Source organism: Chloroflexota bacterium (genome assembly GCA_016875535.1).
Classification (GTDB): Bacteria; Chloroflexota; Dehalococcoidia; order SHYB01; family SHYB01; genus VGPF01.
Map to the genome: position 1 here is coordinate 1 of VGPF01000020.1, position 12,367 is coordinate 12,367.

A 12,367-nucleotide genomic window follows, 5' to 3' on the forward strand; every position below is an offset into this window, starting at 1 on the left:
GGCGATCCCCAATCACCACGACGAACGGGCCTACGCCGCCTGGGTTGCTCCTGCAACCCACCATCCTCTGTAGGGGCGGTCCGATTACATCGGACGAACGCGGTCCTTTCTGAAGGACTCCGTGTGCTTCACCGGAGCGCGTGTCCTCACTCTCATTCCTATGAGTCCGGACTGCTCGGACCGCATGCTGCATCGGAGCCGCACCGGAGCGCCCCAAGGGGATGGGCTGGCCTCTCCGATAGAGATCGGAGCCCTTCGGGTAGGCCAGCAATCCGGAGAGGGGCGCTCACGTGCTTCGCACCAGAGGCCCTCCCCGAAACTCCGGTGTCTTTGACAGGATGACAGGAGGTTATCCCGCCACCAGGCCGCCGTCTATGCTCAGCACCGCGCCGGTGACGAAGGAGGCATCGTCCGAGGCGAGGAAGAGGACGCCGTTGGCGATCTCTTCCGGCTGGGCGGCGCGCTATCATGGGATAGCGCTGCTTCAGGCCGTCGAGCGTTGCCTGGGGAACCTCTCTATTGTTCTGCCGAAGCATATTGGTCACGGTGGCCCCGGGCGCGACGGCGTTCACGCGGATGCCGTCGTCCACAAGCTCCAGCGCCATCTCCTTCGTCAGGCCGATGATGCCGTGCTTGGCCGCGCCATAAGCATGCTGGAAGCGCACGCCCACGAGTCCAGCCACCGCCGAGGTGTTGACGATGGCGCCGCCTGGCTTCTGCCGCTTCATCTGGCGCACCACGTGCTTGGAGCAGAGGAAACAGCCCTTCAGGTGGCTGTCCACCACCTTGTCCCATTCGGCTTCGCTCATCTGGTCAATGGGCGTCGCGCCGCGGACCTGCGGCGGGTCGTCCGGGCTCACGCCGCCTCCGGCGTTGTTGAAGAGGATGTCAATCCTGCCGAGGCGCTGGACCACCTGGCCGACGGCCGATTCCACCTGCGCCTCCGATGAGACATCGCACTTGACGAAGAGAGCCTCCCGCCCCAGGGAGCGCACCCGCGCGACCGTCGCCTCGCCGCCTGCGGGCCAGATATCGAAGACGGCGATGTGCGCGCCCTCCCTGGCGAAGAGCTCCGCCGCCGCCTTGCCGATGCCGGAGCTGCCCCCGGTGATGATGGCGACCCTGTCCTTGAGCTTCACGGCGTCGGCTTCCTGGGATCGTTCGGCAGGCGGCGCGAGGTGAAGCCCAGCACGGCGCCGAAGGCATCGGCGGGCTCGATGATGATGGTGTCGTTTCCCAAGCGGCGCGTGCGGAGGCGTTTGCTCTCCAGGTGGCGCTGGGCCTTCGCCAGGTCTTTCACGCGCCAGGTGACGGCGTGGACGATCTCGCCGTTCTTCTCCATGTCCTCTCCGGCGAGGGAGTCCTTGGCCTGGGGCATCGCCAGCTCCACCACGGTCCCTTCGCCCAGGAGCACGTAGGCGCTCGCGCACTTCGTGGCCGCCGACGCCTCTTCGAAGAGGAAGGTCGCGTTCATGGCGTTGGTGAAGAGGGCGCGGGCCTTGGCCAGGTCTTTCACCAGCACGGTGCAGTGCGAGGTGAGCTCGATCCCCAGGGGATGCTCATCGCGCCAATACCGCGCCGACCAGCCCTTCTTGATGAAGCGCGGGTCGCGCTCGGTGCGTCTGCCGTCCATCATCTCGAACTGGCAGAAGGTGTCCTTGGGGTGCGTGAAGAATGCGCCGCCGGGAGGCGCCTTGTCCGTCCCCGCGCCCGCGCTGCCCACGATGCGCACGTTGTTCTGCCTGAGGCGCTCATAGAGCGATTGGTGATCGTCCACGAAGAAGGCGAGGGAGTGCAGGTGCTGGCCGAAGCGCGCGTGGAAGCGTCCCGTGGGGCGCGTCTCCGCCCCGGGGTTCTTCCCCGGCATCATCGGCTCGATGACGAAATCGCCGATGAGCCCTAGGGAGGCTTCGCGCATCTCGATATCGGAGTAGGCCTTGGGCTGGAACCAGTCTACGGCGAAGACGTCGTTATACCAGCGCTCGGCGGCCTCGATGTCCGAGACGACGTGGATGACGTGGTAGAGCTTGCCGATGCGGAACACAGGTCAGGCCTTGGCCGGGTAGTCGTAGAAGCCCTTGCCGGTCTTGCGCCCCAGGTAGCCGGCCATCACCATCTGCTTGAGCAGGGGCGCGGGGCGGTACTTGGAGTCGGCGAACTGCTCATACATCAGCTCGATCTCATGGAGGCAGATATCGAGCCCCACCAGGTCGGCCAGCTCGAAGGGGCCCATCGGGTGGTTCAGGCCCAGCTTCACCGCCGTATCAATATCTTCCTTGGTCGCGACGCCCTCCATCAGGAGGAAGCAGGCCTCGTTCATCATCGGCCCGACGATGCGGTTCACGATGAAGGCGGGCGAGTCCTTGACCACCACCGGCGTCTTGCCGATCGCCTTGCAGAAGGCGACGGCCTGGTCCACCGCCGCCTGGCCCGTCCTGACGCCGTGGATCACTTCCACCAGGCGCATGGCGGGCACCGGGTTGAAATAGTGGGTGCCGACGAAGCGCTCCGGGTTCTTGACCGCCGTGGCGAGCTTGGTGATGGCGATGGTGGAGGTGTTGGTGCAGAGGAGGGTATCCGGCCCCAGGTGGGGCGCGAGCTCGGCGTAGGTCTTCTTCTTCACCTCGAACTCTTCAAAGACGACTTCGACGACGATGCCGCATTCCTTCAGGCTCGCCAGCCCGGGGACGGCCTTCAGGTTCGCCATCGTCTTGTCCAGGTCGGCCTGGGCCATCTTCTGCTGGGCGACGCGCTTGGCCATGCCGCTCTTGATGCCCGCTATGGCGGCGTTGGCCCGCTCGATGGAGACATCGCAGAGGAGGACGTGTTTCCCGGCCTGGGCGGCGACCTGCGCGATGCCTGCGCCCATGGTCCCGGCGCCGATGACGCCTACGGTGTTTTCTCTCATGTGGGGCTCCTTGCAGCGATACGTTGTTGGGAGGTTCGCAAGGCGCCAAAGTAGAGAGGCGCCGGTGCGATGAGGAATCTCGCGGAGTGTAGCAACCGCCCTGATTCGAGTCAACGTTGCAGTCCCTATAATCCGCCTATCGCGTATGCGTGGAGGCGTCTATGAAGTTGCCGACAGCACAAGAGCTGCCAGCGGAGGTCAGGGCCACCATCGGCCAGTGGGGTCCTGAAAATGTCGCGCCTGTCGTCCTCGACCGGATGTTCCTCGACCACTGGTGCGAGGTGTTCCAGGACTCGAACCCGCTCTACACCGATGACGCCTATGCGGCCAAGAGCCGCCACGGCGTTCGTATCGCGCCGCCGATCGCGATGATGGCGATGACGATGCAGCTGACGTGGCGGCCTGCTCATATCCTTGCCCAGTTGCCTCCAGCGCAAAAGCCTGCGCTCACGCCATATCTCTACTTGCGCCAGAACTACAAGCTCGGCGGGGCCGTTGCAACGTTCCTCGGTCCTGAGTTTCACAGACCGATCAAGCTCGGCGACCGCTTGCGCAATCGTTCACGGCTCATCAGCATCGAAGGCCCAAGGGCTACGGGCGTCGGCGAGGGCTACGCGGTGAAGCAAGAGATGGAGTGGCGGAATCAGAACGGCGAGCTGGTGGGGACGAACAAGATCCAGACGTTCATCTATGAAGCAGGCCCGCGCCCGCCGGAAAAGCTTGTGCACGGCTTTCTTCCGGGCATCTATGAAGACGCATCGAGCTACAAGCTGCCGCCGCACCTGGCGGGAGAGAAGCCGATGCAAACGCTGGTCTTCGAAAACACGCCTCTGATGCTCTATCGGGCCGCCGCGGCGATGCGCGATTGGAATATCTATCACGTGGATAACGAGCATGTGCGCGCGCATGGCGGGGTGGTTTCGATGTACAACAGCCTGCTGTGCACGCTCTCGTATTTCAACCGCTTCGCGGACGATTGGACGAACGGCGAATACGACCTGAGGAAGATCGAGGGGCCTGAGTGCGCCTTGCTGCACCCGGGCGACACGATCCGCATCGAGGGGGCGGTGACGAAGCGCTACACCCAGGGGAACGAGGAGTTCGTGGAGATGGCGGCGGTGATGCGCACCCAGGCGTGGACGGTGATGCCGGCGAAGCTGGTGGTGTCCAGGCCGAAATGACTTCCGTCATCCTGAGGGCCTCTGGCGCGAAGCGCTAGAGCGCCCGAAGGAACTACGAGGCGTTGGGTTGCAGAGGCAACCCAGGAACGATATTCGTAGACCCTTCGCTTCCTGGCAGACCAGGAGCGTTCAGGGCGTCAAGGGCTAGAACTGCGGGTTGACGGGGATGCGGGCGCAGGCGAGGCGGCCGCCATCCACGAGCAGGTTGACGCCGGTGATGAAGCTCGCCGCGGGCGAGCAGAGGAAGGCGACGGCGCCTGCGATATCGTCCGGGTTGCCCAGGCGGCGCAGCGGCGTCATCTCGGCGGTCTTCTCGGTGAAGCCCTGGCGCAGGGGCTCGGCGGCCTGGGTGAGGGGTGTGACGATGGTGCCCGGGGAGACGGCGGTGACGCGGATGCCGTGGGGGCCGAGCTCGCCGGCGACGGCGGCGGTCATGTTGATGAGGCTGGCCTTGGCCGAGCCGTAGGGCGTGAGGTTCTCATGGCCTATGGAGCCGCCGATGGAGGCGATGTTGACGATGGCGCCGCCCTTGCCCTGCTTCACCATCACAGGCGCGATGGCGTGGATGGTGATGTAATGGGCCTTGGCGTTGAGCGCCCAATTGAAGTCCCAGTCCTCTTCCGTCATCTGCACCAGGGGCTTGGGGCGCGTCTTGCCCATGCCGCCGGCGTTGTTCACCAGGATGTCTATCTGACCGAACTCCTTGACGGCGGCTTTGACCATCGCGTCCACGGAGGCGGCGCTCAGCACGTCCGTGACGATGCCGAGGGCCTTGTGGCCCTTGGCCTTCAGCGCATCGGCCGTCTGCTTGCAGGTGGTGGGGTTCTGCTCGGCGATGACGATGTTCGCCCCCAGGGCCGCCAGCGCTTCGGCGATGCCCTTGCCGATGCCCTGGCCCGCGCCGGTGACGATGGCCGTCTTGCCTTGGAGGGAGTAGGACTGGAGTGAAATCATAGAGCTACCTCGGTTCGCCTCTGGTGTGCGCCGGGGAGCATAGCACGTTGCGCCCGTTGCACCAACGTGGCTTCGGCCCGGCTAGTCCGCCTCATTCAGCTGCATATCGGGATAGGCGGCCCGCACCATGCGCTTGAAGCCGTCCTTCCAGTTGACCTTGGTCCTGCCCAGGACCTGGTGCATGAGGGTGGTATCGGGCCAGATGGGCCAATAGGCGGTGTCGTTATAGACGATCTTGGGCTTCTTCCCCACCAGCTTCCCGATGTATTCGCAGTAGTCCTCGGCGCTCACGGTCTCGCTGCCGGACCAGTTCACCGTCAGGGCCGGGACGTGGGCCGCCTCCATCGCCTTGATGCCCAGGTTAACGTAGTCGTCCTCAAAGATAGGGTTGTAGTTGTTCGGCCGCTCCTTGTAGAGGGCCACTTCGCGGCCTTCCACGATGGCCTTCATGCGGTCGTAGGGCGCGCCGCCGGTGGGGCCGTAAGTGGAGAAGATGCGGATGATGGTCGCCGGCATCTTGAACTCGTTGCAGGCGAAGTTGACCACCGCCTCTCCGGCGATCTTAGAGAGGCTGTAGTTGTGGTTGTGGAGGCCGGGCCTGTCCGACTCCTTTAAGGGGCGCTGGCCCTGGTAATCGTACTGGGAGCCGGTGGAGCAGTAGAGGAAGCCCTTGAGCCTGCCGCCTTTGTAACGCGACATGAGGCGCCCGGTGGCGTGGGCGTTCACTTCAAAGGCCCACTGCCAATCCAGGGCGGCCTCCTTGCTGATGGCGGCCCCGGCGTGAAAGATATAGGTGACGTCGCCGGGGAGGTCGTCGAAGGAGGCCTTGCCCAGGTCTTTTTGGACGGGGATGACGCCGTGGGCCGCCAGCTTCTCGCGGTCGGCGGGGTTGCGGAAGCGCGCCATGCCGTAGACGCGGTTGTACTTGGCGAGCTCCCGCGCGATGGGGAAGGCGACGCGGCCGGCCGCCCCGGTGATGAGGATCGTTTCGCCTTTGATCATACCCAACGCTCCTGATTTTCCTGATTCGCGGCTCGACGCATCGGCCCCGGGAGGGTATCATGACGCCATCGCAACGCATAGGGGGCCGTTATGGGTCTTCGCACACCGGCGCACTATATCAAAAGCCTCAACGATGGCCGCGCCGTCTACTACAAGGGGAAGAAGGTGGCGGATGTCACCAAGCATCCCTTTCTGCGCATCGCCGTTGAGCATGCCGCGATAGATTACCACCTGGCGGAAGACCCGAAGCACAAAGAGTTGGCCGTGGTGAAGGACCCGGAGACGGGGAACCCGATCAGCCGGCTGTACCTGCCGCCCAAGACTACCGCCGACCTCCTGAAGCGCTCAGAGCTAATCGCCCTCGCCACCCGGGAGGGGAAGACGATGGTGACGCTGATCAAGGAGATCGGCACGGACGCGCTCTTCGCCTTGCACATCGTCTCCCGCCAGATGGATAAGGCGCTGGGCACACACTTCTACGAGCGCGTCCACCGCTTCTACCGCCACTGCGCCGATAACGACCTGGCCGTGGCCGTGGCGCAGACGGATGCCAAGGGCGACCGGGTGCTGCGCCCCAGCGAGCAGGAGCACCCGGACTATTACCTGCGCGTGGTGGAGCGCAGGAAGGACGGGATCGTGGTGCGGGGGGCGAAGCTGCACACCTCGGTCTCCGTGAACAGCAACGAGCTCATCGTCCTGCCGACGCGCAACTTCGATGAGAAGGACAAGGACTACGCCGTCGCCTTCGCCATTCCGATGAACACCAAGGGCCTGCGCCTCATCACCAGCGCGTACTCGCAGCCCAAGGAGAACGACTTCCAGTTCCCCCTGAGCAACAAGCACCTGATGCTGGAGACGACGACGATCTTCGACGACGTCTTTGTGCCGAACGAGCGCATCTTCATGGACGGCCAGTACCAGTTCGCCGGACCGCTTGCCCTGGCCTTTGTGGACTTCCATCGCTTCACCGCCGTCTCCTATAAGCAGCCGCTCCTGGACCTGCTGGTGGGAGCGGGACTGCTTCTTGCCGACCAGAACGGCATCTCCCGAGTGAGCCACGTCCGCGATAAGCTCACCTGGCTGGCGACGTACACGGAGACGGTGAAGGGGCTGCTGGGCTACGCCGCCGTGACGGCCAAGACGGTGGAGCCAGGCTTCGCGGTGCCGAACCGGATGTATTCCAACGTGGCGAAGTTCCAGTTCGCGCACAACTATCACCAGGCGCTGGCCATCGTGCAGGACATCGCGGGCGGGCTGGTGGTGACGGCCCCCGGCGAAGAGGATATGAAGAACGCGACGCTGGCGAAGGATATCCGCCGCTACCTGGGCGGGCGCAAGGGCGTCTCAGCCGAGGACCGCCTGAAGGCGATGCACCTGGTGGCGGACCTGACGGCGACGGAGTTCGGCGGCTACCACGCGGTGCTGGCGATCCACGCCGAAGGCTCGCTGGAGGCGGAGAAGCTGGCGATCCAGCGGGAGTACGATATCGCCTCCGCGCTGGCCTACGCGAAGCGCATGGCGAACATCAAGTAGCGCCGCGGCGATGAAGCGCGCCCTGGTTGCGAAGCTGCGCTGCCCCTCCTGCGCAAGTCCCTTGCGCCTGGAGACGGGCGAGAGCGGCGACGAGGTGGGTGTCGGGAGCCTCGGCTGCACGGGGTGCAAGGAGAGCTACCCGATCGCCGATGGGATACCGGTGCTGCTGCCGCCGGACCTGCGCCAGGCGAGCATGGGGAAGGGCTAGCTGTCCCTCAGCGGGATGCGCTGTTTGCCGCGCTTGAGCCCGGCCCAGTAGGCCGCCTCCCGATCGAAGAGTTTGATGTCCGCCTGTCCGCGGACGGCATCGGCAAGTTCACGCGCGGTCTTGCCGAGCACGGGATGCGTCACATCCGGGTCGAGCTCCGCCAGGGGAACGACGACGAAGGCGCGGGCGGCCATGCGCGGGTGCGGGATGACGAGCGGCGGCGTGTTGATGACCGCATCGCCGTAGTAGAGGATGTCAATATCCAAAGGGCGGGGGCTCATGGGAGGGCCGCCGGGAACGCGCCCCATGTGGCGCTCCAGCTGCTTCGCAAAGTCCAGCAATGCCTGGGGAGAGAGCGCCGTTTTGCCGGCGCAGACGGCATTGAGGAAGCGTGGCTGAGCGGTGTAGCCTTCCGGCACGGTGTCATAGATGGAGGAGAGGCGCAGATCGGCGATGCGCTCCCGGAGGAGCTCGGCGGCGCGGGTGATGTTGCGCTCGCGGTTGCCCAGGTTGGAGCCCAGGGCCAGGTAGACGGCGACGGGGGCGCTCATTCGGGGGCCGTCCAGCCGCGCACGATGGCGTCGCTCATCTTGGCCACGCGGGCCATGGCCTTCACATCGTGGACGCGCACCATATCGGCGCCCTTGGCGATGGCGATGGCGATGGTGGCCGCCGTCCCTTCCAGGCGTTCGCCCACCGGGAGATCGAGGACGAGGCCGATGGTGGACTTGCGCGACGTGCCGATCAACAGGGGATGGCCCAGGCTCTTGAACTCATCCAGGCGGCGCAGCAGCTCCAGGTTTTGGGCGGGCGTCTTGCCGAAGCCGAAGCCGGGGTCCACGATGATGTGCTCGCCGGGGACGCCCGCCTGGTAGGCCAGCTCCAGGCTGCGGGCCAGGCTCTGGAGGACGTCCGGCACGAAGTCCTCGTAGTCGGTCCCGTGCTGGTTGTGCATCACCACCAGGATCGCGCCGCGCTTGGCGGCTACTTCGGCGATGCGCGCATCGTGGAGGAGGCCCCAGACATCGTTGATGATGGCGACGCCGTCCCGGATCGCCGCGGCGGCCACCTGGCTCTTGTAGGTGTCTATGCTCAAGGGGAGGGAGGTGGCCGAGGTGAGGGCCTTCACGACGGGCAGGATGCGCCCCATCTCCTCGTCGGCGCCGACGGGCTTGGCCCCGGGCCGGGTGGACTCGCCGCCGATGTCTATCACATCCGCGCCGTCGTTCTCGAAGGCCTTGGCCCTGGCGGCGGCGGCCTTCACATCGCTGGCCAGGCCGTCGCCGGAGAAGGAATCGGGCGTGACGTTCAGGATGCCCATGACGTAGGTGCGGCTTCCCCACGCGAAGGGGCGTCCGCGGATGACGGTGCGGGACTTTTCGGCGTGGGCCACGGCGCAGCTCCAGGGGAGGATTGTAGCACAGGGCGGCCCGCCTTCCCGGTTCAGCGTGCTACAATCGGTACGCGTTTGCCACCTTCACGCGACGAGGCGGACCCCAGGGATGGCTTCCAAAGTCCAGAGCCGCATCGAAGAGCTGCGCAGGCTCATCAACCACCACAACTATCGCTATCACGTCCTGGACGAGCCGGAGATCAGCGACGCCGAGTTCGACAGGCTGATGCGGGAGTTGAAGGAGCTGGAGGAGGCCAATCCCCAGCTCGTCACGCCCGATTCGCCGACCCAGCGCGTGGGCGCAGCGCCGGTGGAAGCCTTCGGCGCCGTCACGCACAGGATCCCCATGCTGAGCCTGGGGAACGTCTTTGACGCCGACGAGCTGAAGGCGTGGCGCGTCAGGGCGACGAAGCTCCTTGGCGGCGCGGCCTTCGAGATGGTCTGCGAGCTGAAGTTCGACGGCCTGGCGGTGGCGATGGTCTACGAGGACGGCCTGCTGAAGACGGGCGCGACGAGGGGCGACGGCCTGAAGGGCGAAGATATCACGCAGAACCTTCGCACCATCCGCAGCATCCCGCTCTCCGTGCCGAAGGCCAAGGCGCCCCAGCGCTTCGAGGTGCGCGGCGAGGTCTACATGACCAAGTCCGGCTTCGAGAAGATGAACCGGGAGCGCGCCAAGGCCGGGGGGCCGCTCTACGCCAACACGCGCAACTCCGCCGCCGGGAGCCTGCGGCAGCTGGACCCGCGCATCACGGCCTCGCGGCCCCTAGACGTCTTCATCTACGCCCTGGGCTGGGCCGAAGGCGGCGCGATGCCCGATAGCCACTGGAAGACGCTGGCAAAGTTCAAGGAGCTGGGCTTCCGCACCAGCGGCGATAGCCGCCTGTGCAAGCGGCTGGACGAGGTGCAGGAGTTCTACAACGAATGGTCCACCCGCCGCGAGAGGCTGGATTACGGGACGGACGGCGTGGTGGTGAAGGTGAACAGCCTGGACCTGCAGAAGCGCTTGGGCGATGTTGGCCGGGAGCCGCGCTGGGCCGTGGCCTACAAGTTCCCGGCTACCGAGGCGATCACCAAGCTGCTGGACATCGGCATCAACGTGGGGCGCACCGGGAGCCTGAACCCCTTCGCCATCCTGGAGCCGGTGGACATCGGCGGGGCGATGGTGAAGATGGCGACGCTCCACAACGAGGACGACATCGCCCGCAAGGGGCTGAAGATCGGCGACTGGGTAACGGTGGTGCGCGCCGGAGAGGTGATCCCTCACGTTGTGGGGCCGGTGGTGAGCAGGCGCACGGGCAAAGAGAGAGAGTTCCACATGCCGGAGCAGTGCCCCGTCTGCGGCGGCGCGGTGGAGCGCGACCCGGACGAGGCGATGCGCTACTGCATCAACGCCGAGTGCCCCGCCAAGTTCTACGAGCTGCTCAAGCACTTCTCCGGGCGCGGCATGATGGACATCGAAGGGCTGGGCGAATCCCTGGCCGATGCGCTCATCAAGTCGGGCCTGGTGAAGAGCCTGGCCGACCTCTACACGCTGACGGCCGACCAGGTGGCCGAACTGGAGCGCATGGGGCCGAAGAGCGCCCAGAACCTGATCGAGGGCATTCAGGTGAGCAAGGCGCGCTCCCTGGACCGGCTCATCTTCGCCCTGGGCATCCGGCACGTCGGCTCCGAGACGGCGAAGCTCCTGGCGGAGCGCTTCATGACGATTGGCGAGCTGGCGAGGGCGACGGTGGAGGAGATAGACGATGTGCCGGGCATCGGGCCGAAGATCGCGGAGAGCATCGCGCTGCATTTCAAGGAGCACAAGAACGTTGCGCTGATCGAGCGGCTAAAGCAGATGGGCGTGGACCCGCGCTACGAGCGCAAGGCGCTCGCCGGGCCGCAGACGCTGGCGGGCATGACGCTGGTGGTGACCGGCACGCTGGAGACGATGAGCCGGGAGCAGGCGGAGAGCGCCATCCGCGAGGCGGGCGGAACGGTGGGCAGCGGCATCAGCAAGAAGACGACGTACCTGGTGGTGGGCGCGGAGGCCGGCTCCAAGCTGCAGAAGGCGGAGAAGCTGGGCGTGAAGACGATAGACGAGCAGGCCTTCCTGAAACTCCTGGGGAGGAAGTAGCCGATGGCCTCGCAAGTCTGGCTCATCGTCGGCCTCGGCAACCCAGGGGCGAAGTACGCCAAGACGCGCCACAACGCCGGGTTCATGGCGGCCGAGGCCTGGGCGGCGCGGCACCGGATCGCCATCGAAAAGAAGAAGTCGGCCTATCTGTACGGGGAGGGGAAATTCGACCTAACCCCCAGCCCCTTCCCTCTCAGGGAAGGGGAGGTGCGCGTTATCGTGGCGAAGCCGCGCACCTATATGAACCTGAGCGGCGATGCGGTGGGCGAGCTGGCGCAGCGGCATCACATCGCCAAGGAGCGCCTCATCATCGTCTATGACGATCTGGACCTGCCCCTGGGGCGCATCCGTATCCGCGCCGCCGGGTCGGCGGGCGGACACAACGGGATGAAGTCCATCATCGAGCGGCTGGGGACGCAGGAGTTCGCGCGGATGCGCATCGGCGTCGGCAGGCCGGAGGCGGCGGGGAAAGAGGCGGTGGACTATGTGCTGGAGGGATTCACGAAGGCGGAGCAAGCGGCGCTGGATGCGACGATCGCCCGCGCCTGCGACGCCTTGGACGAGATCATCGCCAAGGGGATCGCCGGCGCGATGAACAAGTTCAACGGATAGCGGAAGGACTCATCCACAGATCGCCATAGAGACACACAGATCAGAAGGATCATCTACCGGATATACCGGGCGGTGAAGGGGCCGGAGATCAAGGCCTGACGGGTTGATACTCGCAGGGATCAGAGACGAAAGATAGTGAGTCCAAGGGACTTGTAAGGCAGTGAAGACGTGTTCGAGAGGCTGAAGGGCGCCGCGGCTCGAATCAAACGAGAGATCAACGTGCTCCGGCTCGTTGCGAAGCACCCAAAGACGCCGCGCCTCAGCAAAGTGCTGCTGGTGGTTGCGCTGGCCTATCTGCTCTCGCCGATTGACCTCGTGCCTGACTTCATCCCTGTCCTCGGCCAGTTCGACGACCTCATCGTGGTGCCTGGGCTGGTGCTGCTCGCGCTGAAGTTGGTTCCAAAGGCCGTTGTGGCTGAATGCAGGGAGAAGGCGAAAGCGCCGGGGGCGTAGGGAG

At 65.4% G+C, this 12,367-nt stretch carries 12 protein-coding genes and 1 pseudogene; 6 read left to right on the forward strand and 7 right to left on the reverse strand.

Going from position 1 to position 12,367, the window contains the following annotated elements:
* Nucleotides 1–349: 349 nt before the first annotated feature.
* From FJ039_07000 to FJ039_07010, 3 genes and pseudogenes are all read right to left on the reverse strand, one after another.
* Nucleotides 350–1,139, reverse strand: a pseudogene (locus FJ039_07000) (SDR family oxidoreductase).
* A complete protein-coding gene (locus FJ039_07005; protein MBM4405911.1) occupies nucleotides 1,136–2,044 on the reverse strand; it encodes a hypothetical protein in 909 nt (302 codons plus the stop codon). The pseudogene FJ039_07000 and the gene FJ039_07005 overlap by 4 nt, the downstream one beginning before the upstream one ends.
* Nucleotides 2,045–2,047: 3 nt before the next feature.
* On the reverse strand, nucleotides 2,048–2,908 hold the full coding sequence (locus FJ039_07010; GenBank protein MBM4405912.1) for a 3-hydroxybutyryl-CoA dehydrogenase: 861 nt from the start codon (nucleotides 2,906–2,908) through the stop codon (nucleotides 2,048–2,050).
* Nucleotides 2,909–3,069: 161 nt separating this feature from the next.
* Here FJ039_07010 and FJ039_07015 point away from each other — a divergent pair, with 161 nt between their 5' ends.
* A complete protein-coding gene (locus FJ039_07015) occupies nucleotides 3,070–4,089 on the forward strand; it encodes a hypothetical protein (GenBank protein MBM4405913.1) in 1,020 nt (339 codons plus the stop codon).
* Between the two features lie 144 nt (nucleotides 4,090–4,233).
* Here the strand turns inward: FJ039_07015 and FJ039_07020 are convergent, their stop codons facing one another.
* On the reverse strand, nucleotides 4,234–5,043 hold the full coding sequence (locus FJ039_07020) for an SDR family oxidoreductase (protein ID MBM4405914.1): 810 nt from the start codon (nucleotides 5,041–5,043) through the stop codon (nucleotides 4,234–4,236).
* An 81-nt stretch (nucleotides 5,044–5,124) separates the two neighbouring features.
* On the reverse strand, nucleotides 5,125–6,045 hold the full coding sequence (locus tag FJ039_07025; GenBank protein ID MBM4405915.1) for an NAD(P)-dependent oxidoreductase: 921 nt from the start codon (nucleotides 6,043–6,045) through the stop codon (nucleotides 5,125–5,127).
* 90 nt (nucleotides 6,046–6,135) lie between these two features.
* Here FJ039_07025 and FJ039_07030 point away from each other — a divergent pair, with 90 nt between their 5' ends.
* Both FJ039_07030 and FJ039_07035 read left to right on the forward strand, forming a co-directional pair.
* Nucleotides 6,136–7,578 (forward strand): hypothetical protein, encoded by a 1,443-nt coding sequence (locus FJ039_07030; GenBank protein MBM4405916.1) that lies wholly within the window; start codon nucleotides 6,136–6,138, stop codon nucleotides 7,576–7,578.
* Nucleotides 7,579–7,588: 10 nt separating this feature from the next.
* Nucleotides 7,589–7,786, forward strand: coding sequence for a Trm112 family protein (locus FJ039_07035; protein MBM4405917.1), 198 nt, complete (start codon nucleotides 7,589–7,591; stop codon nucleotides 7,784–7,786).
* On the opposite strand, the gene folK is transcribed toward FJ039_07035, so the two are convergent.
* Together folK and folP are read right to left on the reverse strand one after the other, a co-directional pair.
* A complete protein-coding gene (gene folK, locus FJ039_07040) occupies nucleotides 7,783–8,337 on the reverse strand; it encodes a 2-amino-4-hydroxy-6-hydroxymethyldihydropteridine diphosphokinase (protein MBM4405918.1) in 555 nt (184 codons plus the stop codon). The two genes, FJ039_07035 and folK, sit on opposite strands and share 4 nt — an antisense overlap.
* On the reverse strand, nucleotides 8,334–9,107 hold the full coding sequence (folP, locus tag FJ039_07045; GenBank protein MBM4405919.1) for a dihydropteroate synthase: 774 nt from the start codon (nucleotides 9,105–9,107) through the stop codon (nucleotides 8,334–8,336). Before folP ends, folK begins: the two co-directional genes overlap by 4 nt.
* Nucleotides 9,108–9,288: 181 nt before the next feature.
* Here folP and ligA point away from each other — a divergent pair, with 181 nt between their 5' ends.
* From ligA to FJ039_07060, 3 genes are all read left to right on the forward strand, one after another.
* Nucleotides 9,289–11,298, forward strand: a complete 2,010-nt coding sequence (ligA, locus tag FJ039_07050; GenBank protein ID MBM4405920.1) for an NAD-dependent DNA ligase LigA — start codon at nucleotides 9,289–9,291, stop codon at nucleotides 11,296–11,298.
* Between the two features lie 3 nt (nucleotides 11,299–11,301).
* On the forward strand, nucleotides 11,302–11,910 hold the full coding sequence (locus FJ039_07055; GenBank protein ID MBM4405921.1) for an aminoacyl-tRNA hydrolase: 609 nt from the start codon (nucleotides 11,302–11,304) through the stop codon (nucleotides 11,908–11,910).
* Between the two features lie 168 nt (nucleotides 11,911–12,078).
* Nucleotides 12,079–12,363, forward strand: a complete 285-nt coding sequence (locus FJ039_07060) for a DUF1232 domain-containing protein (GenBank protein MBM4405922.1) — start codon at nucleotides 12,079–12,081, stop codon at nucleotides 12,361–12,363.
* Nucleotides 12,364–12,367 lie beyond the last annotated feature (4 nt).